We start from the raw sequence: 22025 nt of genomic DNA on the forward strand, positions 1-22025 counted from the left end.
GACCGTACAATCCATCATACGGCCGGATTGGTGCTAGCTTGTGGTGCCGCTCACATCGGTTTCGGGGATCATCGTGTCGACATTCGAATGGATCATCGTGCTTCTGCTCGGCGCCGTTGCCTTATCGGCGCTGGCGCGGCGGATCAAGGTCCCCTACCCGACCTTTCTCGCCATCGGCGGCGCGCTGATCGCCTTCGTGCCGTCCAGTCCGTCCTGGACGCTGGAGCCCGATCTCGCACTGGCCCTTTTTGTCGCACCGGTCCTGCTCGACGCCGCGTTCGACACCTCGCTGCGCGATCTGCGCAACAATTGGGTTCCGGTCTCGACCCTGGTCGTCGCCGCGGTCGGCCTGACCACGGCCGGCGTCGCCTTCGTGGCGCACCGGCTGATGCCCGACATGCCCTGGGCCGCCGCGGTTGCGCTCGGCGCCATCGTGGCGCCGCCCGATGCCGCCGCCGCGGTCGCGATCCTGAGCCAGGTCAAGCTTCCCCACCGCATGGTGAAGGTCCTGGAGGGCGAAAGCCTGCTCAACGATGCGAGCGCGCTTCTGATCTATCGCATCGCGGTCGGCGCGGTCGCCACCGAACATCTGACGTGGAGCCAGGTTGCGCCGACCATGGCGCTGGCCCTGGTCGGCAGCGTGATCGCCGGCCTGCTCGCGGGCCGCATCATTCCCCCGATCATGGAGCGGGTGACGGAGGCGCCGAGCGCCATCATCGTGCAGTTCGCCACCACCTTCTTGATCTGGATCGGCGCCGAGCATCTCGGCCTCTCCGGCATCCTCACCATCGTGGTCTATGCCATGACGATAGCGCGCTCGGCCGGGCTGCGCATGCCGGCGCGGCTGCGGGTGCCGTCCTACGCGGTCTGGGAGACCACGGTGTTCGTGCTCAACGTGCTCGCCTTCATGCTGATCGGCATGCAGATGCGGCCGATCTGGACCCGCCTCGACGCGGACGTGCGCTGGGAATATTGCGTGGCCGCGGCCTGGATCCTGCTCACCGTGGTGCTGGTCCGGCTGCTCTGGGTGACGTTCTATCGCACGATCTTGCGTGTGCTGGTCGCGCAGGGGATCTATCATCCGAAGGACCCCAAGACCGTGGCCTCGGCCAAGGGCGGGCTCATCATCTCCTGGTGCGGCATGCGCGGCCTCGTGACGCTCGCCACCGCCTTCGCGCTGCCGGAGAATTTTCCCCAGCGCGACTTCATCGTCTTCACCGCCTTTGCCGTGGTGCTGGGATCGCTGGTGATCCAGGGCCTGACGCTGCGGCCGCTGATCCTGGCGTTCGGCCTCAAGGACGACGATCCCGTCGGCACCGAGGTCGCGCAGGCGCGCGCCGTCGCCTATCGCGCCGCGCTCGATGCGATCGAGAGCGATCCGTCCGAGGAGGCGGAGATCCTGCGCCTCGAATATCGCGCCATCCTGATGCAGGCCGGGAACGATCCCAATGGCGGCATCGCCAACGGCGAACTGCCGGCCGATCCGCTGCGCCGCCGCGCCATCGAGGCCGCGCGCAAAGCGATCTTCGACCTCCGCGCCACCGAGGTGATCGGCGACGATGCCTTCCACCGCATCGAAGAGGAGCTCGATCGCGCAGAATTGAGCGCGGGGGGATAAATCGAAGGCGACGGCGGTGTTTGAACCAAACGCCAGCTTCCCAGACTCACTCCAGATGACGACCCTGACCGACGACCGTCGTGTACGCGCGCGTGATGCGTCGCCTGCACGATATTTTTATCTGCACATGGCCCTGGCCTGCGCGGCCACCGCGTTTCTCGGTTTCGCGCCGACCTATTGGGTGCCGCTCGCCCACCGGACGCTGTCCGCCAGCCCCGTGATTCATTTTCACGGGCTCTTGTTCTTCACCTGGTCGCTTTATTACGTGCTGCAGACCTGGCTCGCGGCCTCGGGCCGCGTGGTCAATCACCGTTCGCTCGGCATTGCCGGCGTGTCGCTCGCAACCGCAATGACGATCTTCGGCTTCCTCGCCTCGGTGCACGTGATGCAGCAATCCGCCGCGCTCGGGCAGCGCGAGGCCGGCATCAGCTTCTCGATCGTGCCGATGAGCGGGATCGCGTTCTTCGCGATCGTGTTCGTGCTTGCGATCATGAACACGCGCAGGCCCGAGGTTCACAAGCGGTTGATGCTGCTGGCTGCGGTCTCGATCCTCGACGCCGCCATCGCGCGCTGGTTCCTGACCTTCCTGGCGCCTCCCGGACCGCCCGGCCCGCCGCCGGTGCCGGTGACGATCGCGCCGGCCGTCGTCGCCTCGCTCCTGCTCGTCGTCGCCATGGTGCGCGACTGGCGCGCCGAAGGCCGCGTGCATCCGGTCTACATCTACGGCACGCTGGCGCTGCTGGCGGTGAAGATGCTGAACTGGCCGGTCAGCGAGAGTGCGGCGTGGCATTCGTTCGCCGGCGGGATTCTGGCGCTGGCGCAGTGAGGGCGCCACAACCTCCGCCGTCGTCCCGGACAAGCGAAGCGCGATCCGGGACCCATAACCACAGGCCGTGGTTTGGCGACGACTCGGAGTGACCTTGCAAAATAACTCCGCCCTGTGGTTATGGGTCCCGGATCGGCGCGCGCTTGGGGCGCGCTTGTCCGGGACGACAGCGGAGATTGAAGCTACGCCCCCGCCTTGCAGGTGATCCCGCCGTCGACCACGAGCTCGATCCCGGTCACGTATTTCGATTCGTCCGACGCCAGGAACAGCGCGGCGTTGGCGACGTCGAAGGCGTCGCCCATGTGCCCCATCGGCACCTGCGCATCGCGGGCGCGCCACATCGCCTCGACGTCGCCCTTGGCGTAGCTGGCGGCCAAGCCTGCGGAATGCTCGACCATCGGCGTTTTCATCAGGCCGGGCAGGATCGCATTGACGCGCACATGCTGGCGCGCGAACTCGATCGCGGTGGTGCGCGTCATCTGGTTCATCGCCGCCTTCGAGCTGCCGTAGGTGACGTAGGAGATGCCCATGTGGCGGATCGAGGCGATCGAGGAGATGTTGATGATCGAGCCGCCGCCCTGCTTCACCATCACCGGAATGACGTGCTTCATGGCGAAATAGGCGCTTTTGAGGTTGACGCTGAAGACGCGGTCCCAGCTCTCCTCGGTCACCTCGACCACGCTGCCCATCTCGGCAATGCCGACATTGTTGTCGAGCACGTCGATGCGGCCATAGGCCTTCAGGCACGCCGCCACCATGGCCTCGATCTCGGCGGGACGCGCGACGTCGGCGGTGAACGCCGTCGCCGTGCCGCCCTCGCCGGTGATGATCTTCGCCGTCTCCTCGGCCGCACCGCCGTTGCGGTCGACGCAAAACACCTGGGCGCCCTCGCGCGCAAACGTCACCGCGGTCGCCTTGCCGTTGCCCCAGCCGGGCCCGATCGAGCCTGCCCCCACCACCATCGCAACCTTGCCCTTGAGCCTAGCCATCGTGATCTCCCTTATTTGTCTTGTTGTTCGCAGATGCTCATTGTGGTGACGTTAGCACCGATCGGATGGCCGACAATCTCGGACAGCGTCCGGCACTGTCCGTCATGGCACAGCCGCCATTCGCCGGCCGCGCCGGAATTGCCGAGCACAACCTGTTGCATCGGCGCCCGCTTCGGCTGCCATTGAAACCAGCCGTCGACCAGCCGTGCCTCCGGCGGCGGCTCCATGCCGGGGCCGGTGCCCTTGACGCGGGCCTGCACCAGCTCGAGGCCGGCAGGGGTGACGCGCCAATCCTCCTGCCATTCGACTTTCGCAACCGAATGCGTCCAGGCCAGCGCAAAGGCGGACAGCGCCAGCGCCTTCACGCCTGATGCCGTTGCGAAGCAGAGGCTCACACCGCCTCGACCGGCGCCGGCGGGCGCTGCCGCCATTGCCACAGCGCGAGCGCCGCAGCGAGTACGAAGCCGGCGGTGTCGCTGAACGGGAATTCGCCGAGCAGGCAGAACGCGGCACCGAGCGCGACCAGACGCTCGATCAGCGTCAGCCGCGTGAACAGGAAGCCGATCGCGACCATGCCGAACAGGCCGATCGCCACCAATGCCTTGGTGGCGGCCAACGCCACCGCGCCGTAGAAGCCGAGCTTGGCCGCCATGGGATCGCCGGCCTGCAGCATCAAGGCGGGCGAATAGACGAAGATGAAGGGGATGACGTAGCCGGCGAGCGCGATCCGCATCGCCTCCCAGCCGATCTTGTCCGGGTTCTCCTTGGCGATCGGGGCTGCCGCGAGCGCAGCCAGCGCCACCGGCGGCGAGAGGTCGGCCATGATGCCGTAATAGAACGCGAACATGTGGCTCGCGATCAGCGGCACTCCCAACTTGGCCAGGGCCGGCGCTGCGAGCGCGGCGGTGATGATGTAGGTCGGGATGGTCGGGATGCCGGTGCCGAGCAGGATCGACAGCAGCATGGTCATGATCAGCGCCAGGAACAGGCTCTTCTCGCCGAGCCCGATCACCCAGCCGCCGAAGATGGTGCCGACGCCGGTCTGCGACATCATGCCGATGATGACGCCGACGATGGCGCAGGCCATGCCGACGGTGATGGCGGATTTGGCGCTCTCGGCCAGCGCGTCGCGGCAGGCACGCAGCGCCGCAAAGCCGCCGCGGACGAAGGCGGTGATCACGATCAGGCCGACCACGACGCTTGCGACCGGCACGATCTGCAAGCCGTCGCGCGAGAGCGCGGCGACCACGAGCGCGAGCCCGATCCAGAAGATGTACCGAATGGCCGTTGCGGAGACGCCGGCCGTGATGGCAGTGCCAAGGATCAGCGTCACGGTCAGCGCAAGGCCCATGCTGCCGGCATAGAGCGGCGTGAAGCCCTCGAACAGCATGTAGACCAGGGCAGCGAGCGGCAGCACGAGGTACCAGCGCGTCACCAGCGCCTTCCAGGCGCTCGGAATTTCCGAGCGCTTCATGCCGACGAGCCCGTGCTTGCCGGCTTCCAGATGCACCATCCAGAAGGCCGACGCGAAATACAGGATCGCAGGGATCGCCGCCGCCTTGACGATCTCCGAGTACTGGACGCCGAGCGTCTCGGCCATGATGAAGGCGACCGCGCCCATCACCGGCGGCATGATCTGCCCGCCCATCGAGGCCGTGGCCTCGACGCCGGCGGCGAAGGCACGGCGATAACCGAACCTGATCATCAGCGGAATGGTGAACTGGCCGACGGTCACCACATTGGCGACGCCCGAACCGGAGATCGTGCCCATCATGCCCGAGGCGAACACCGCGACCTTGGCGGGGCCGCCGCGGGTGCGGCCGAACAGGCCGAGCGAGACGTCGGTGAACAGCTGGATCATGCCGGCGCGCTCCAGGAACGAGCCGAACAGGATGAACAGGAAGATGTAGGTGGCCGAGACGTAGATCGGCACGCTGTAGAAGCCTTCGGTGCCGAACGACAGATGCGTGACGATCTGGTCGAAGTCGTAGCCGCGATGGTTGAGCGGCGACGGCAGATAATGGCCGAAGAACCAGTAGACGAGGCACGCGCCGCACATCAGCGGCAGCGCCGCGCCCATCAGGCGCCGCGTGCCTTCGAAGATCAGCACCGCCAGCAGCGTGCCGACCACGAGATCGAGCCGCGTCGGGTCGCCGTCGCGCGCGATCAGGTCGGCATAGAAGATCCATTGGTAGAGCCCGCAGAGGAAGCCGGCGCCGCCGATCACCCAGCCGAGCGCGCGGCCGGCATTGCTCCTCGCCGTGAAGTTGGCGATCAGGCCGAACGTGAGCAGAACGAGGAAGCCGACATGGACGCCGCGCACCACCTGGCTCGGCAGATAGTTGAAGGCGGCGACATAGAGCTGGAACGTGGCGAAGGCGATGCCGATCCAGTACGCAAGCGCGCCCCACACGCCCGGGCCGAAGCCTTCCGGGAAACCGTGCTCGAAATTGTCGAACTCGACCTTGATGGGCGCAGCGTCAGTGCCCTCTGCCTTTTCCAGCATTTCAATCCGTCCCCAACCGTCCAGCGCTTATAACATTGCACAGCGTCTCCAGACCGTCATGCCCGGGCTTGTCCCGGGCATCCACGGGCTTTCTCGCCCAGCCTAAGAACGTGGACGGCCGGGACAAGCCCGGCCATGACGTCCGATACCGAGAGCCGACCTTACTTGATCAGCCCCTTTTCCTTGTAATAGCGGATCGCGCCGGGGTGCAGCGGAACCGGGCTGCCGGTCGCGGCGGTCTCGAGCTTGATCTCCTTGCCGGCCGCGTGCGCGTTCTGCAATTCCGGCAGCGATTCGTAGACCAGCTTGGTCATCTGATAGGCGAGATCGTCCGACACGGCGGAGCTCGAGACGAGATAGTTGATCACGGCCGCCGTCGGCACGTCCTTGTCCTGGCCGGTATAGGTGTTGGCCGGAATGATCGCCGAGACGAAGGGCGGGCCGATCTTGTCGACGGTCTCCTTCGGCACCGACACCACCGTGATCGGGCTCGAGGTCGACAGGTCCTTCAGCGAGGCGACGCCAAGCCCGGCCGATTGCAGCGTCGCGTTGAGCTGCCGGTTCTTCATGAGATCGACGGATTCGGCGAACGGCAGATACTCGACCTTGCCGAGATCTTTGTAGCTCATCCCGGCCGCGGCCAGGATCGCGCGCGAGTTCAGCTCGGTGCCCGACTTCGGCGCACCGACCGAGAGGCTCTTGCCCTTGAGGTCGGCCAGCGTCTTGATGCCGCTCTCGGCGGTCGCGACGATCTGGATGTAGTTCGGATAGATCGCGCCGATGGTGCGGAGCTTGTCGAGCTTGGTCTTGAAGCCGGCTTCCTCCTCGCCGTTCCAGGCGGCTTTCAGCGAGTCGCCCAGCGTGAAGGCCAGCTCGCCACGACCCTGTTGCAGCAGGATCAGATTCTCGACCGACGCTTTGGTGGCCTGAACCTGCGTCTTCACGTTCGGGATCTTGTCGCCGTAGATCTTCCCGATCGCGACCCCGAGCGGGTAGTACACGCCGGAGGTGCCGCCGGTCAGCACGTTGATGAAGGATTGCGCATGCGCGCAAGGTGTCGACGCCGCCAGAGCAAGAGCCGCGGCAACGCCGAAAATGGTCCGTTTCATGGTTGTTGTTCTCCCCAAACCGGGCGCGAAATTGGCTGGATGAGGCATGCGGGTCAACCCATCCAAAAGGCAAAACAGGACTGCGGCGAACGGCCGATCCGACTCGACTTTGGGAACCGGTGGGTGCGGCGAGGTGGCGCAGCGCGAGGCTCAATCGCACGCGCCGCGGGCTCCGTCACCTCTCCCGCTCGCGGGAGAGGTCGCGCCGAAGGCGCGGGTGAGGGCTTTCTCCTCTAGGGGATTGTCCCGATGCCGAGACACCCTCTCCCCGACCCTCCCCCGCAGGCGGGGGAGGGAGTGCACCGCCTATGAGGCGATCGAGCGCGTCCTCACTGGAACGTCATGTCCAGGCACTTGGAGATGTCGGAGCCGAGGCCGGAGGAGATGATGATGCAGCCGCGCACCTTCTGGGTGCCGACGTCGGCGGCCCAGACCGAATAACCGCCGGGACCGAAGAACGAGTTGGTGTTCGGCGGCTCGGTCTCGGTCGCATCGAAATCATACTTCCCGTCGGTCTCGAAGATGCGCGGCTTCTTGGTGCAGCCGCCATCGGTCTGGACGTTGATGACTTCCTTGTTGTCGCGGGTCAGCGCCAGCGAAACCTGGCAGCGGAAATATTCCGAGGTCCTGGTGTTGAAGAGATAGGTGTAGGACTTGCAGGTCGCCGTGTTCAGCTTGCCCGGGGCAAGGCCGCGGCTGCACGAAATGCGCTGGTTGTGGCTGAGCTGGTAATCATCGGCCCGGGCGGCCGGCGCCAGCGCCGTCAACGACAATGCAGCAGCCCAGCAAAGTTTGATCACATGGCGCATCCGAATCATCCCCACCAATAATTTTGTCGAGTTGCGTTCTAGACGGAAAGCGGAACATAGTCGCGAGGGGACGGAGGGAAAATCACAAACTGCTGGACAAGACGTGATGCGCTGCGGCGCTTTCGCAAATTGACCCGGATACGCCGTTCGTGATTTGTTCAAGCCCGATGCCCACGACGGGGAGGATGGGATCATGGCATTTTCAACGAAGACATTTGCGCTGGTTTCGGTCGCATGCGCAACGCTGCTCGGCGGGTTTGCTGCGCCCGCATACGCGCAATCGACGGCAACGCCCTGGGAGCTCAAGTCCGACATGGGCTATGCGTATGACCGGGACGGCAAGACCTATTCCTACAAGATGGGCACCAGCAATGCCGGCGAGCTGCTGAAGGGCGCCAAGAAGGTGCCGAAGGGCACGCTGTTCTTCATCGGCCAGAACGGCCAGCTCTACATGCGCAGCGGCCCCTATCTCGAAGGCGACGGCAAGTTCAAGTTCGGGCCGGATCAGTAGGAGCTGCGGCGGGCGGGACGATGCGCGGCCACACTCTCGGTGTCATCACCCGCGAAGGCGGATGATCCAGTATTCCAGAGGCCGTCGTGATTGAATCGAGAGGCCGCGGCGTACTGGATGCCCCGGTCGAGCCGGGGCATGACAGCGGAGGATGCGGCAGCTCGCCAGCAGCTAAAACGCCGCCGCCAATTCCCTGGCGCCGGGTTTGCCGCTGTTCACGTCCATCCGATCGTCCGTGACCGCCAGCAGCTTGGCCACTGTGTTGTGGCGGATGGCGACCGGATTGCGCTCGTAGCCGCCGCGCTGGAAGAAGTTCGAGGTCGGCACCTGCTCGCGCATGGCCTGCGGCATCGTCACCATGTCGAGCCCGGTGCCGTCGCCGGTGAGGTTCATCATCTCGAGCTCGGCCGCGGTGAGCGGACGGGTGTAGCCCTTGGCGCGGGCGAACAGCACCGAGGTCAGCAGCTTGTGCGTCTGCAGCATCGGCCCGACATCGATGTCGAGCACCATCGCATGCATGGCCCAGCCCTGCGCGGTATTGCCGATCTTCTCGTGCTCCGACCAGGTATCGGGCACCGCCTTGGCATGCGCGACCATCTTCTTCAGCACGACGAGCTTGTGCTCGAGCGCCTGGCGCGCCGGTCCTGACGACCGCGCCACTTTCTCGGAGAGCGCGCGAATAAGTTCGTGTCCCTGCTCCGCCAGCAGCTCGACGCTGTTGGTGGTCAGGAGCTGGTTGTAGCCCATTGCGGTCGAGATCGCGCGCTTGCCGCCATGTTCGATTCCCGCCTGCACGTCGTGGCTGCCGGTGCCGCCGGTCTCGAAGGCGTAAACCCGCACGGCCTGCTCGCGCGTCAGCCCGGAGGCGAGCGCGTAGCGCGCATAGGCGCGCTTGAACTCGACCTCGCTGGACGGGCGCTGCGGCGTGAACTGGTAGAGCTCCTGCGCCGCGCGCAGGAAATCGGCGACGACGGGGATAGGCTTGCGGGGCGGCCGGTCCGGCGTTTCCTCCGGCTCCGGATTCACCGGCTTCTTCGGCCCGTTATAGAGCGGCGGATGCTCCAGCACGTAATCGTCGAGCGTCACCTGCTGCCCGCTGCGCCGCTTGGCATTGCGCCCTTTTCGCTTCTCCGAGATCTGGCTCCAATAGGCGCCGGCCTCGGCGTCGAAGGCCGCGCGCGCCGCCTGATACTCGGCGAGCTTGCGGCGATATTCGAGCACGGCCGGGGACGCCCCCGCGCCTTGCGCGAAAAGCTGCGACAGCAGCTGGGCGTTGGCGCCGCGCACGGACGCCGACAAAGCGTCGGCCTCGCCGCCACGTACGGCGGGTGTGATCAGGACAAGCGCAAGTGGAACCAGCGCCAATGTGTTTCGAATCGATCGATGCATGCCGCCCTCTTAGCAGGCATCCGGTAACCGTCACGTTAACGTGCCGTTTACCATCACTTCCAGGCGAATACCGGCTGTTCCAGCTCGGTGACGCGGGTGTGCCGTCCCGCCAGCACCTCGCGGAACTGGTAGATCAGGGCCGCCGTCGGCGCGTGGATCAGGCTCATCTGGTGATGGAACCGAATCACGCGGCGGGTGCTTTCGGGGATCGCGGCGAAATCGAAGGCCTCGTCGCGTTCGATCGTGTCGAGCGCGATGCGATGGACGGAGGCGACCTCGTCCGGGTTCGGAATGATCGCGGCACTGTCGGCCGCCCAAACCACGACCGGCGTGATCAGATAGCCGGAGCGGGTCGGATAATCGTCGAGCAGGCCGAGCACCGCCTCGGCCGAAAGCTTGAGCGCGAGCTCCTCGTCGAGCTCGCGCAACGCCGCCTCGACCGGCGACTCGCCGGCATCGCAGCGTCCGCCGGGCAACGCCCATTGGCCGCGATGCGCACGCAGGTGTGAGGCACGCCTGGTGAGCAGGAAGGCGGTGTCGTCGCCGTCGCTCGATTCGGTCAGCGCCAGCACCACCGCGGCGCGCTTCAGCGCCGACGGCTCAGCCAGGTCAGGCAGCCGCGCGAAGGAGGCGCAGGCCTCTGCGATATTCCGCCGGGTGGCATCGTCGAAAGGTCTCATGGTGCTTGACTACACCAGGACCGCATCTGATGAAACGAGGCGAGACAGCGTTGCAGGGATGGACGGAGCGATGACGAGCAGGGCCGCGACAAGGCTGAAATCAGAGGGCTGGAGCATCCTCGAGACCACCGGCTTCGTGCACCTGGTCGGCCCGTTGTGGGAGCGCAAGGTCGACGGCCATTACGAATTCGCGCTCGCGACCGAGGACAAGCACCACAACCGCCGCGGCATGGTCCAGGGCGGGGTGATGATGACCTTCGCCGACCGCACCTGCGGCATGACCGCCCGCTACGTCTCCGGCAAGGAGTTCATGGCGACCGTGCAGCTCGACACTCATTTCGTCGAGGCCGGCCAGATCGGCGACATCCTGATCTCGCGCCCGCGCGTGGTGCGCTCGACCCGCAGCCTGATCTTCATGAGCACGGAGGTGACGGTCGACGACCGCTGCATCGTGATGGCGAACGGCGTGTTCAAGATCTTGAAGGGGCCGGGGTAGAGGGGCGGCGGGTCAGGCTGCCACCATCGCAGCCACACACTCCCCTGTCGTCCCCGCGAACGCGGGGATCCATAACCCCAGGGAGTAGTTGTTGCGCGCAGGCCATCCCGAGCCTTCGCCAAACCACTCCCTGTGGTTGGGTCCTGGATCTGCGCTTCGCTTGTCCGGGACGACGAGAGGAGGTTGGGGCTGTCCTCCTCACAACGTCATTGCGAGCGCAGCGACTTGTCCGCCGAAGCCTTGGCGAAGGCGGAAGCAATCCAACATCTTTCCGCAGATGCATCTCTGGATTGCTTCGCGTCGCTCGCAATGACGGGCGTGGCTGGCTATGCTGCGCCCCATCGAACGATTGAGGAAATAGCCCATGCAATACCGCCAGCTCGGCCGCTCCGGCCTGAAAGTGTCGCCGATCTGTCTGGGCACCATGATGTTCGGCGGGCCAACCGATCAAGCCGCGTCGAAGCGGATCATCGACAAGGCGCGCGCGGCCGGCATCAACTTCATCGATACGGCCGACGCCTATTCGAAAGGCGCATCCGAACAGGTCGTCGGCCGCGCCATTGCCGACGACCGGCACGCCTGGGTGCTCGCGACCAAACTCGCCAACCCGATGGGCGATGATCCCAATCGCGTCGGCCTGTCACGGCGCTGGGTGCTGCAGGCCGCGGACGAGAGCCTGAAGCGGCTCGGCACCGATCACATCGACATCTACTATCTGCACAAGGAAGACCAGGCGACGCCGCTGGAGGAGACGGTGCGCGCGATGGGCGATCTGATCCGCGCAGGCAAGGTGCGTTATTTCGGCGTCTCCAACTACCGCGCCTGGCGCGTCGCCGAGATCTGCAACATCTGCGACCGGCTCGGCATCGACCGTCCCGCGGTGAGCCAGCCCTATTACAACGCCATGAACCGCATGCCCGAGGTCGAGCACTTCCCGGCCTGCGCCTATTACGGCCTCGGCATCGTCCCCTACAGTCCGCTGGCGCGCGGCGTGCTCACCGGCAAGTACAAGCCGGACGCCGCCCCCGACAAGGAGACGCGCGCGGGGCGCAACGACACCCGCATGATGCAGACCGAATGGCGGCCGGAATCGCTCCAGCTCGCGCAGGAGATCAAGGCGCACGCGGAGAGGAAGGGCATCACCGCCGGCCAGTTCGCGGTTGCCTGGGTGCTCAACTCCGCCTTCGTCTCCTCGATCATTGCCGGCCCGCGCACCGAAGAGCAATGGGACGGCTACATCAGCGCGCTCGACTATCGTTTCACTGCGGAGGACGAGGCACTGGTCGACCGCCTGGTCGCCCCGGGCCATCCCTCGACGCCGGGCTACAACGATCCCGCCTACCCGATCGAAGGCCGTCGCGCCCGGACGGCGTGACCTCTCGGAGACGACGATGGCGCATCAAGATCGCTACGGCCTGCCGCTCTCAACCGCCTCCGATGCGGCTGCTGACGCCTATCGCGACGGCGTCGACCTCATGCTCTCGGGGTGGACCGGCATGGCCGAGACGCTGGAGCGCGCGATTGCCGCCGATCCCGACTTCGCGCTGCCTCATATCGCCCGTGCCCGCGTGCACGCCTTCTACCAGCAAGGCGATCTGGCACGGAGCAAGTCGGCGCTCGCACGCGAGCTGGTCGCCAGGCGCGGCACGGAGCGCGAACGCTCGCATGTCGAGACGCTGGCGCTGTCGATCGAGGGCCGGCTGAATGAGGCGATTGCATCGACGCTGAAGCACATCGAGAGCTGGCCGCGCGATGCCCTGGTGCTGTCGCTGCCGCTCGGTGCGTTCGGCCTGTTCGCCTTCTCCGGCATGGCCGATCACGATCGCGCGCGGCATGAGCTGTGCGAGCGCGTCGCGCAGCATTACGGCGAGGACTGGTGGTTCCTGACCATGGCCGGCTGGGCCATGACCGAGAATGGCGATGTCGCCCGCGGCCGCAGCGTGACCGAGCGCGGCTTCAGTTTGCGCCGGGCGAACGCCCATGCGGCGCATGCGGTGCTGCACGCGATGTTCGAGGACGGCTCGATCGAGGCGGCCGATCGCCTCGTCGACGACTGGATTCCGACTTACGACCGCGCCGGCATCCTGCACGGCCATATCCGCTGGCACCAGGCGCTCGGCGCGCTCGAGCAGGACGATTCGGCGCGCGCGCTCGCGATCTATGCCGACGTGCTTCAGCCGGCGGTCACGCAGGCGCCGCCGCTCAACGTCGTCACCGACGCCGCCTCGCTGCTCTGGCGCCTGTCGGCGTACGGCCACACCGTGCCGAAGACGCTGTGGCAGGAAGCCGACGCCTGCGCGCAAAAAATGTTTCCGAAGTCGAGCCTGCCCTTCGCCGACGTTCACATGGCGCTGTTCGCGGCGGCGACGCAAGACCACGTGGCGCTCACCGCGCGCCTTGCGACGATCGAGCAGCGGCTCGCCGAGGGCAAGCTGCCGGCCGGCCCCGTCGTGCCGGCGATCGTCCGCGCGCTGGCGGCCTTTGCCGACCAGGACTACGCCTCATGCGTGCAAACGCTCGCGCCTGTTCTCGCCGAGGTCGTGCGGATCGGCGGCAGCCACGCCCAGCGCGAGCTGATCGAGGACACCTACATCGTCGCGCTCATGCGCAGCGACGAGCTGCACCGCGCCCGCGCCCTGCTGGACGCCCGCCTGCACCGCCGGCCATCGCTTCGCGACACGCGCTGGCATGCGGCCACGGGCTAGCTCCGCCACGAAAAAAACACCGGCCTGGCGGCAAGTGCCGGGCGGACAGGTTGGGCGATGTGGGCGAATCGCCGTCGGGGTGGTGCGGTGGTATTCCAGGCGGGTGTTGCAGAACAAACGGGATCGCAACCAATTTGCGGTTCGATGGTTATGGTGCGGAACTTTTCCTCCGCCGCCACGGCCCTCTGGCACACGAGCCCGACGATGCGCCTCTGCCGACCGGTTCTCGCCGCCTTGACCATGGCTTTGGCAAGTCCTTGTTTTGCCGAGACTTCCAGCCCGATCCCGGTCAACAATCCGCCGGCGCAGCAGAATGGGCTCATTGACCTGTTGGCGCTGATGTCCGGCCAATGCAAGACGTTCAAGGTCGCCGGCCGCACCTTTGCCTGCAAGACGGTGGCCTACGCCCATGGCGACAAAGGCCGGGTCAATTTCGCGGTCGCGGTCGACGATCCCGCCGACGACAGCCACGTCGTGTCGTTCTCCGGCGAGAACGGCAAGCGTGCCGACGACAATTCCTACGAGCTGCGGATCGACCGCATGCTGCTCAACTCCAAGCACCGCCCCAAGGTCGACGGCCTGCCGGTGCCGGCCGAGCAGACCTCCACCGGCCTCTGCCGCCAGACCGGCAATTTCGCCGCCAGGAAGGTGAACGACGTCACCTGCTCCGCCACCGACAGTGAGGGCCGGCGCTACGAATTGCTGTTCGTCTCCGACGGCACGCCGGTCAGCGTGCGCCGCATCCGGCAGTCCTCGCCCTCGATCCAGGATCCGTTCAAGTAGCTCTTCTCGCCTCTCCCCGCTTGCGGGGAGAGGCCGGAATTTGCGCCAGCAAATTCCGGGTGAGGGGGAGCCTCCGCGAGTCCATCTGCCACCGCATTTGTGAAGAAAGCCCCTCACCCCACCCCTCTCCCCGTAAGAACGGGGCGAGGGAGAACAGCTTCACGCGAACGCCTTTTCCAGCGTCGCGAAGATCACCGCGAGCGACTTGTCGTGCCGCGTCACCGGCGGCACCGGGCGGTCGATCTTCATCAGCTGATAGACCGCCATCTGCGCCGCCCGCACCGAATATTCGACGGTGAACACGACGTCGTCGGGGATCTCGACGAACTGGCTGACGAAGGCGAGGTTGACCGAGTTCTTCGGCACCGGCAGCGGCCGGTCGGCCAGATGGCGCGGCATGAACATGCTGGTGATGTAGGGCATGCGGCAGGGAATGCAGATCGCGTCGTCGAACACGGCCGCATCGAAATTCAGGTGACCGCACAGCTCCTTCAGGATATCCGCGCCGCCGCAATCGGACATCGGCTTGGCGACGAAATTGCCGACGCGGTCCGGATGCAGCGCATAGCCCCAGAACACCTGCACGTTGTTCGGCTGTCCCACGAAATGCGGCTGGTGATAGAGCACGACCGACATCAGCCAGTTGGAATCCTTGAACGTCACCAGGCCGCCGGTGCCGGCCCGGTTGCCGGAGAACGCCTCCATCCGGTCGAAGAACAGCGGATCGCGGCAGGTGACGGTGAAGGACAGCCAGTAGGATTCCGGGATCGACGTGTTGAAGGCGGCCGGATTGCCGAATTCGGGACGGCCCTGCGCGATCGTCTCCCACAGCGCCCAGCCCTGGCTGTCCTTCTTGGTGAGGCGCGGCGGCGGTTCGGCCATCGTGCCCAGGCTCGAGGCGTCCGTCATCGAGCCGTTCTGGAAGAAGACGATGTCGTCGTCTTCCAGCCGGACGTTGGCCGTGCGGCTGTCGCGGTCGAGCGTGAGCTGGCGCACGCGCAAGCGCGCGCCCTCGGCCTCGAACGCCATGTCGGTGACGCGCGTGCCGCGCACGAACTGCACGCCCTGGCGCTTCAGCCAGTCGGCGAGTGGCCGCACGATCGCGTCATATTGATTGTAGACGGTGCGCTTGACGCCGGCGAGCGTCTCGATACGCGGAAACTCGTTCATGAAGCGATGCAGATAACGCTTCAGCTCGACCGCGCTGTGCCAGGGTTGGAAGGCGAAGGTGGTCTGCCACATGTACCAGAAATTGGAATCGAAGAATCCGGGTGACAGCCAGTCGGTGATGCGGCTGTTGCCGAGCGCCTCTTCCGAGGCCTCGGTGAGCCGCAGCAGCTCCAGCCGGTCGCGCGCGGAGAAGCCCATATGCGAGACGTCGACCTTGAAGCGGTTGCGGTTGACCAGCCGCGCCTGCGAGTGCGCAGGATTCTCCACGTTGAAGGCGATGGTCTCGTCGCGCACGCTGAGGCCCGGATGCTGCAGCGAGGGGATGCTCGAGAGCAGGTCCCAGGTGCATTCGTAGTGGTCGGTGGTGAGCATGCGGCCGCCGCGCAGCGAATAGGCGCCGTTCGCGAGCTGGGCGCCGTCGAGGCTGCCGCCGACCAGCGGCTGCGCCTCGTAGATCACGATGTCACGCCCCGCCTGGTGTGCGTCGCGGATCAGGAACGCCGCGCCCGCGAGCGATCCTATGCCGCCGCCGATGAAATACGCCTTCATGACTTGCCTCGATTGCCGTACGAATTTTCGACGGCGACATTGCATGCGGAGGCCGCGCTGCAAGTTGCGCTGGATCAAGCGCGTCGGACGCAGCGTTCAAGAGGATGTGAGCGCCCTCGGGGGAGGAGGCGAAACATTCGCCTTCCTCGCGTAGATGTGCTCGATCTCGTCCGCGAAGCGGCGTTCGAGCGCCGGCCGCTTGTTCTTCAGCGTCGGCGTGAGCAGGCCCGCCGCAATGGTCCACGGATCCAGCGTCCACCACACCGCGCGCGGTGTCGCGTAGGACGGATAGGCTTTCACGGCCGCGGCGATCCTGGCCAGCAGCGCCGCCCGCTCCGCCGCGCCGCCTTGCTGGCCGCGCGCCGCCAGCCGTTCCTTCTCCTCGGCCCAGGCTTTGGCATTCAGCACGACCAATGCGGCGAGGAACGGCCGCTGTTCGCCGACCACCAGCGCCTGCTCGAACAAGGGATCGGCGAGGATCGCAGTCTCCAGATCCACCGGCGCGATCTTCTCGCCGGTGGAGGTGACCAGAATGTCCTTGATGCGACCGGTAATGGTGATGCGCCCATTCTCGATGCGGGCCTGGTCGCCGGTGTGCAGCCAGCCGTCGGCGTCCTTGGCGCGCCGCGTTTCCTCCGGCTTGCGCCAGTAGCCCGGCATCACGCTGGGGCCGCGCACCAGCAATTCGTCGTTCTCGCCCAGCCTGACCTCGACGCCGTCGAGGACGTGGCCGACCGAATGCGGATCGTTGTCGTCGGGAATATTGACGGAGACCACCGGCGAGGTCTCCGTCATGCCGTAGCCCTGGAGCACGTCGAGCCCGAGCGCGAGAAACAGGCCGATGACGGGCTCCGCGATCGGCGCGCCGCCGCAGACCGCGACGCGCAGGCGGCCGCCGAGCTGCGCCAGCACCTTGTCGGCGACGAGACGCTTCAGCAGCGGCCAGGCCAGCCGGTCCAGCAGCGACGGCACGCCATGCCGCTGCCGCGCGTCGAAGCGCCGCCCGCCGACGGCGATGGCGAGATCGAGCAGCGTGCGCTCGATCCAGCCCGCTGATGCGCGATGCTGCATGATCAGCGCGTAGATCCGTTCGTAGATCCGCGGCACCGAGACCAGCACCGTCGGCCGCACATGCTTCAGATCCTCCGAGAGTTGCGGCACCGAGCGCGCATAGGCGACACAGGCGCCGACCGCGATCGGATAGTAATACCCGCCGGTGCGCTCGAAAGTGTGCGAGAGCGGCAGGAAGGAGAGGAAGACGTCGTGCGGCTCGGCTTTGAGGCGGCGCGCGATCGCCTTCACATTGGCGACCACGTTGCCATGCGACAGCATCACCCCCTTCGGCCGCCCGGTGGTGCCCGAGGTGTAGACGATGGCGGCGAGATCGTCTGGTTCGATCGCGACATCGGGCAGCGGCGCGGTCGCGCCAGGTGCTTGCGCGAGCCAGTGGTCGAGCCCGACGATGCGCGCATCCGGCGTGATGAGCCCGCCTGCATCCGCGCAGACGACACGCTTGAGATGGTCGAGCGGCTGGCCGGTCGCCACGATTGCCTGCCAGCGCTCCAGCGTATCGATGAACAAGAGCAGCGCGCCGGAATCGACCAGGACGTAGGCGATGCTGTCGGGGTTGTCGACGGCGTGCATCGGCACCGGCACCAGGCCGCGCGACAGCGCCGCCTGGTCCATGGCGATATGCGCAACGCCGTTCGGCATCAGGATGGCGATACGTTCGCCCGGCGCGAGGGCCTCCGCGGCGAGCGCCCGCCGCCACAGCTCGAATTCCGCATCGATCTCGCGCCAGGACTGGCTGACCCAGCGCCGCGAGCTCGCGTCGAAATGGCGATAGGCCTCCGCCGCCGGCGTCGCCTTGACGCGCCAGCGCAGCAGCTGCGGCAGCGTCCTGACCCCGGCAAGGCCGTCCGGTTGACTCGTCGGCCCCGGCATGGCGTTCTCTCGCATCGCATCGATTCCCAACCATTTGGTGTCTCGACACTAGGCCGGCCAGTCCTTGCCGCTTTGATCCTCAGCAAGGCGGCCATGCTTTGGAGCGACCCATGACGCGCGACCGCCTGTTTCTGCTGCGCCCGGGTTTCGAGGACCCGGCTTTTCCGGGGCGCCTGTTCTATTGCTGGCATTGCGCGCTGATCGAGGGCGTGCTGGCCTCGTTTCCGCAACTTGCCGCAAAGCTCGATGTCGAGCGCATTCCGTGGCCGCGCCCGCGGCAGCCGGTGATCACACTGGTCGGCGAGCAGAACCAGTCGCTGCCGCTGCTGGTGCTTGCAGACGGAGCGACATCGCCGCATCAGACCGGCAGCCATCAGGGCCGCGCCTTCATCGCCGACAAGGACGCGATCCTCGCCGCACTCTCCGAACGCCACGGCTTTCCCGATCCGCATCCGTGAGCACACGGCTCGCGCAATTTTGGTATTCCGGACGCCATCAACGGCGAGCTCGCCCGCATCGTGAAGACCGGTGAGATGATCGCGTCATTCGTCGCGGCGTAAGATCTGGGGCGATACTAAGGCAAGGCGGCGCGACGATCGATCGCGCGAGTTGAATCATTCACGAACGTTAACGTACGTTCATCGGAACCAGCGTCTGCGTCGTTTCGACGCCGGAACGCAGCCGGCGCCTATTCGTTGTCTCACGACATTCAACTGGAGTGATGACATGAAGTATCTCATTGTCGCGATGGCGGTCGGAGCTGCGGCGCTTGGCGGCGGATCGGCGGCGAACGCGGCCGGCAGTTCAAGCGCGAAGCAGAGCGCGCAGGAAAGCCAGACCACCGACATCAGCGCGCACCGCAGGTACCATCGCTGGCATGGTCACCATCATCATTGGCGGCACGGCTACCGGCCTTATTACCAAAGCTACGGCTATTACCCGCGCCATCACGGCTATTACGGCGGCGGACCGTACGGATATTATGGCGGCGGCCCCGGCGTGACGTTCAGCTTCGGCGGCGGACGCTGGTGAGACACGAGGCCCGCAGCGATTGAGACACGGGGCCCGCAGCGATGCGGGCCTCTCTTTATTCATTCCCGCAGGATCATCCCCGCCGTCTCCAGGCCGCTCGCCAGCGCCGCTTCCACCGTGCCCATGTCGGGTCCGCGATAGAGCGCTTCACCGGAGAACAGCACCCTTCCGTCGGCGCGCGCCAGAATCGCCTGCGCCGCGCGCGTCCGCGGGGTCGCCCAGGAATAGGCGCCGCGGGCAAAACGATCGTGCGCCCAGTTGGTGGCCGCCCCCGCCACCAGTTCGCCCGCGACGTCCTCGCGCGGCAGCCTGAAGATGGCGGCGAGCGAATCGAGCCCGGCCCCGATCAATCCTGGCGGATCGAGGCTGTCCAGCTCCACCGTGCGCGGGCCGCCGAACCAGCCGGTGAGCATCGCATGCCGGCTCGGATATTGCGTCCACCACACCGGGATCCTCTCTTCGGACAACAGGAAAGTCATAGCTGCGAGATCCATTTGCCGCTCGCGCCACCATGGCCGCGCGAAGCGCAGCAGGATCTTGATGACGTTGCCGAAGCCGATGTCGCCGGTGGCGGCAAGCTTCGCACGCGCGCTCGCCGGCAGGGCGATCTCGCGCAGCAGAGGCAGCGGCACGGTGAGGATCACACGGCCGCAGCCATATCCGTCGCCGCCGGCGCAGCGAACGACAGCCCCGCGGCCCTCCTCCTCGATCGCCGACACCACGCAGCCGAGATGGATGGTGACCCCATGCCTGCGGCAGTCAGCCGCCAGGACGTCGATCAGCGCGCCATAGCCGCCGTCGATACGCGCCTGCGGTGCGTGCCCGCCATCCATCCACTCCTCGCGCAGTGCCAGCGTCGAGGCGCGCTCGGGGTCGGCCGCGTCGTATCCCTCGACCATCCGTTCGATCGAACGGCGCATCGGCGCATAATCGTCCCCGGCAAAATGCCGGCGCAGGAATTCGGCAACGGGGAGATCGTCCTGCAAATCCCTCAGCACGGCTTGCAGCTTGGCCTCGTCGGCAGCGCCGCGCCGTTCGCGCGAGAGCCCCGTCCCGTCAAAGCTCCACTGCTCGCCTTCGATCTCCCGAAGCGACAGCCCGGCCTCGCGCAGCAATCCGCGCGTGACCGGCGCCTCGCCATGGACGAATTCGGCGCCGGCCTCGGCGGGATAGCCGAACTCCGAAGCCGGCAGCGGATGGATGCGGCCGCCGCAGCGCGTGCGCGCCTCCAGCACCGTCACCTTCCGGCCGGCACGCGCCAGCTCGCGCGCCGCCATCAGGCCCGCCGCGCCGGCACCGACGATGACGATGTGCTCCGATGTCTCGGACATGGCGGGCTTCACCGGCCTGCGGCTGACGGATCGTTCTTGATCAGATAGCGCAGCAGCAGGACGCCGCCGCCAAGCTGGCGCGTACTCTCCAGCGTCATCGCCGCGATCGGCGCGCGCTTGTCGCTCTCCGCCTCCGTCGAGGAGAACACGAAGGGAGCGCCGCTGGCGCCGTCGATCGCGGGACTGAGGATCAGGTTGAATTCGTCGATCAGGCCGGCCCGCAGGAACGCGCCATTGGCGACGCCGCCGCCCTCGACCAGGAGACGCTTCACGCCGAGCTCGCGATTGAGGATGTCCAGCGTCAGCGCCAGGTCGATTTCCGACTTGCCGGCAAAGATATAGGACACGCCCTCGCCGCGGAGCCCCGCGAGATGCGAATCCGGCACGCTCTCGGTCAGCACGACGACGATGGGATCGCCGCCGATGTCCGAGCGCCCCCAGCCGATCTTGCCTTGCGCATCGAGCACGACGCCATAGGTTTTCGCGTCGCGCCGCGCGAACCAGTTTTCGCGCGGAATCTTCATGTCAGTCGCGGGATAGGGCTGGCCCTTGGCGAACTCCGACCCGGTGACGCGGCCGATGACCCAGGCATCGCCGCCGAGCTCCTCATGGATATTCTCGAACCAGTCGGTGCCCGCTCCCTTCGGACGCCAGCGGCTGGGATGCGTGCGGCCGTCGAGGCCGGAGTGCATCAGGCAGATCACGTAGGGCTTCATGCAACTCTCCGGAATGCGCTTTACACCGTCGGCTCAACGCCGCTCTCATCGCCCTTGGCGCGATCGTTGACGATCATTGCGAGCGGATTGAGCTTTGGCGGCGCGACCAGCTGCAGCGTGTTGGTGTCGCGATGATTGAACGGCGCGCCGCGCACGAACAACTCGGTCTGGATCAGATAGGTCCAGCTGCCGTCGTCGTTGAAGGTGATATCGCAGCGATAGGAATCGGTCCGGAACGCCTGTTCCAGAAAATCGGTCGAGCAGATGCCGTAGGCGGTGTCGCCGCGCTTGGCGGTGACCGAGATGGTCTTGTCGTCAGGCCCCGCCTTGCCCGAGGCCAGCAACACCTGCCCGCGCGGAATCGCCAGCGTCTGCATGATCAGCCCGGTCGCGGGCTCCCACAGCCAGTAACCGACCTGGTCGTGGAAGGTGATGTCTTCCTCCGGCGTGTTGATGTGGATGTGATAGCGCAGCCCGTAGAGCAGCTGCGGGCCGTTGGCCTGCGGATCGATCGGGTCCATGCGGATGCGCTCGATGAAGGTCCGCCGTTCCGGCCCCTCCGCCTTCGGGTTGATGTCGATGCCCTTGTCCGCCTGCCAACGGCCTGCGAGGCGGCGCAGCGGACCGAGATTGGCAAGGCCGTCGGGCGAGACGTCCTCGGGCTCGGTGAAGATGTCGGCGGGAATGGGAAGCATGGAAGTCCTCGCGGGAAAGTTGCGCGAACAGCCATAGCATGGCGGCGCCAACCTGGCGCGTGCTCAGGCCTCACAATCGCGAATGGACATCGGCGATTGTCGGGCTTTTAAGGAAGACCGTGCATTGCCTGCCGCGGTATCGATGCGTCGATCTCGCCAGGCGCGGC

At 66.3% G+C, this 22025-nt stretch carries 21 protein-coding genes; 9 read left to right on the forward strand and 12 right to left on the reverse strand.

What is annotated here, in order from left to right; all coding sequences use genetic code 11:
* Positions 1 to 40: 40 nt before the first annotated feature.
* Together E4K64_RS17020 and E4K64_RS17025 are read left to right on the forward strand one after the other, a co-directional pair.
* Positions 41 to 1618 carry a cation:proton antiporter gene (locus tag E4K64_RS17020; protein WP_135164545.1) on the forward strand — a complete coding sequence of 526 codons (1578 nt, stop codon included), beginning with the start codon at positions 41 to 43 and terminating at the stop codon, positions 1616 to 1618.
* 55 nt (positions 1619 to 1673) lie between these two features.
* Positions 1674 to 2444 (forward strand): hypothetical protein, encoded by a 771-nt coding sequence (locus E4K64_RS17025; protein WP_135164546.1) that lies wholly within the window; start codon positions 1674 to 1676, stop codon positions 2442 to 2444.
* A gap of 182 nt (positions 2445 to 2626) precedes the next feature.
* Here the strand turns inward: E4K64_RS17025 and E4K64_RS17030 are convergent, their stop codons facing one another.
* The 5 genes from E4K64_RS17030 to E4K64_RS17050 all read right to left on the reverse strand — a co-directional run bounded on the left by E4K64_RS17030 (position 2627) and on the right by E4K64_RS17050 (position 7857).
* A complete protein-coding gene (locus tag E4K64_RS17030; protein ID WP_135164547.1) occupies positions 2627 to 3433 on the reverse strand; it encodes an SDR family NAD(P)-dependent oxidoreductase in 807 nt (268 codons plus the stop codon).
* Between the two features lie 11 nt (positions 3434 to 3444).
* On the reverse strand, positions 3445 to 3864 hold the full coding sequence (locus E4K64_RS17035) for a DUF1850 domain-containing protein (protein ID WP_135164548.1): 420 nt from the start codon (positions 3862 to 3864) through the stop codon (positions 3445 to 3447).
* Positions 3825 to 5939, reverse strand: coding sequence for a TRAP transporter permease (locus E4K64_RS17040; protein WP_167772066.1), 2115 nt, complete (start codon positions 5937 to 5939; stop codon positions 3825 to 3827). Before E4K64_RS17040 ends, E4K64_RS17035 begins: the two co-directional genes overlap by 40 nt.
* A gap of 161 nt (positions 5940 to 6100) precedes the next feature.
* Positions 6101 to 7048, reverse strand: a complete 948-nt coding sequence (locus E4K64_RS17045; RefSeq protein WP_135164549.1) for a TAXI family TRAP transporter solute-binding subunit — start codon at positions 7046 to 7048, stop codon at positions 6101 to 6103.
* 329 nt (positions 7049 to 7377) lie between these two features.
* Complete coding sequence (locus E4K64_RS17050) at positions 7378 to 7857, reverse strand: hypothetical protein (RefSeq protein WP_167772067.1); 480 nt, start codon at positions 7855 to 7857, stop codon at positions 7378 to 7380.
* 193 nt (positions 7858 to 8050) lie between these two features.
* Here E4K64_RS17050 and E4K64_RS17055 point away from each other — a divergent pair, with 193 nt between their 5' ends.
* Positions 8051 to 8368 carry a hypothetical protein gene (locus E4K64_RS17055; RefSeq protein ID WP_135164551.1) on the forward strand — a complete coding sequence of 106 codons (318 nt, stop codon included), beginning with the start codon at positions 8051 to 8053 and terminating at the stop codon, positions 8366 to 8368.
* 171 nt (positions 8369 to 8539) lie between these two features.
* On the opposite strand, the gene E4K64_RS17060 is transcribed toward E4K64_RS17055, so the two are convergent.
* A complete protein-coding gene (locus E4K64_RS17060; protein WP_135164552.1) occupies positions 8540 to 9757 on the reverse strand; it encodes a hypothetical protein in 1218 nt (405 codons plus the stop codon).
* Between the two features lie 53 nt (positions 9758 to 9810).
* Positions 9811 to 10437, reverse strand: coding sequence for an NUDIX hydrolase (locus tag E4K64_RS17065; protein ID WP_135164553.1), 627 nt, complete (start codon positions 10435 to 10437; stop codon positions 9811 to 9813).
* Between the two features lie 70 nt (positions 10438 to 10507).
* On the opposite strand from E4K64_RS17065, the gene E4K64_RS17070 reads away from it, so the two are divergent.
* The 4 genes from E4K64_RS17070 to E4K64_RS17085 all read left to right on the forward strand — a co-directional run bounded on the left by E4K64_RS17070 (position 10508) and on the right by E4K64_RS17085 (position 14421).
* Entirely contained in the window at positions 10508 to 10933 is a 426-nt protein-coding gene (locus E4K64_RS17070; RefSeq protein ID WP_167772068.1) for a PaaI family thioesterase, read from the forward strand.
* Between the two features lie 364 nt (positions 10934 to 11297).
* Entirely contained in the window at positions 11298 to 12308 is a 1011-nt protein-coding gene (locus E4K64_RS17075) for an aldo/keto reductase (protein WP_135164555.1), read from the forward strand.
* Positions 12309 to 12324: 16 nt separating this feature from the next.
* A complete protein-coding gene (locus E4K64_RS17080; protein ID WP_135164556.1) occupies positions 12325 to 13638 on the forward strand; it encodes a tetratricopeptide repeat protein in 1314 nt (437 codons plus the stop codon).
* Between the two features lie 204 nt (positions 13639 to 13842).
* A complete protein-coding gene (locus tag E4K64_RS17085; RefSeq protein WP_167772069.1) occupies positions 13843 to 14421 on the forward strand; it encodes a hypothetical protein in 579 nt (192 codons plus the stop codon).
* Between the two features lie 159 nt (positions 14422 to 14580).
* On the opposite strand, the gene E4K64_RS17095 is transcribed toward E4K64_RS17085, so the two are convergent.
* Both E4K64_RS17095 and E4K64_RS17100 read right to left on the reverse strand, forming a co-directional pair.
* Positions 14581 to 16185, reverse strand: coding sequence for an oleate hydratase (locus tag E4K64_RS17095; protein ID WP_283812329.1), 1605 nt, complete (start codon positions 16183 to 16185; stop codon positions 14581 to 14583).
* Positions 16186 to 16236: 51 nt separating this feature from the next.
* Positions 16237 to 18084, reverse strand: coding sequence for an AMP-dependent synthetase/ligase (locus E4K64_RS17100; RefSeq protein ID WP_167772070.1), 1848 nt, complete (start codon positions 18082 to 18084; stop codon positions 16237 to 16239).
* A gap of 110 nt (positions 18085 to 18194) precedes the next feature.
* On the opposite strand from E4K64_RS17100, the gene E4K64_RS17105 reads away from it, so the two are divergent.
* Both E4K64_RS17105 and E4K64_RS17110 read left to right on the forward strand, forming a co-directional pair.
* On the forward strand, positions 18195 to 18542 hold the full coding sequence (locus E4K64_RS17105) for a DUF3088 domain-containing protein (protein ID WP_135164561.1): 348 nt from the start codon (positions 18195 to 18197) through the stop codon (positions 18540 to 18542).
* 268 nt (positions 18543 to 18810) lie between these two features.
* Positions 18811 to 19116 carry a hypothetical protein gene (locus E4K64_RS17110; protein WP_167772071.1) on the forward strand — a complete coding sequence of 102 codons (306 nt, stop codon included), beginning with the start codon at positions 18811 to 18813 and terminating at the stop codon, positions 19114 to 19116.
* 59 nt (positions 19117 to 19175) lie between these two features.
* On the opposite strand, the gene E4K64_RS17115 is transcribed toward E4K64_RS17110, so the two are convergent.
* The 3 genes from E4K64_RS17115 to E4K64_RS17125 are packed head-to-tail and all read right to left on the reverse strand — an operon-like array spanning position 19176 to position 21858.
* On the reverse strand, positions 19176 to 20447 hold the full coding sequence (locus E4K64_RS17115; RefSeq protein ID WP_135164562.1) for a flavin monoamine oxidase family protein: 1272 nt from the start codon (positions 20445 to 20447) through the stop codon (positions 19176 to 19178).
* Positions 20448 to 20455: 8 nt separating this feature from the next.
* Positions 20456 to 21163: a RibD family protein gene (locus tag E4K64_RS17120; RefSeq protein WP_135164563.1), complete on the reverse strand. Its 708-nt coding sequence runs from the start codon at positions 21161 to 21163 to the stop codon at positions 20456 to 20458.
* Positions 21164 to 21183: 20 nt separating this feature from the next.
* Positions 21184 to 21858, reverse strand: coding sequence for an FABP family protein (locus E4K64_RS17125; protein ID WP_135164564.1), 675 nt, complete (start codon positions 21856 to 21858; stop codon positions 21184 to 21186).
* Positions 21859 to 22025 lie beyond the last annotated feature (167 nt).

This window comes from Bradyrhizobium frederickii (genome assembly GCF_004570865.1).
GTDB lineage: Bacteria > Pseudomonadota > Alphaproteobacteria > Rhizobiales > Xanthobacteraceae > Bradyrhizobium > Bradyrhizobium frederickii.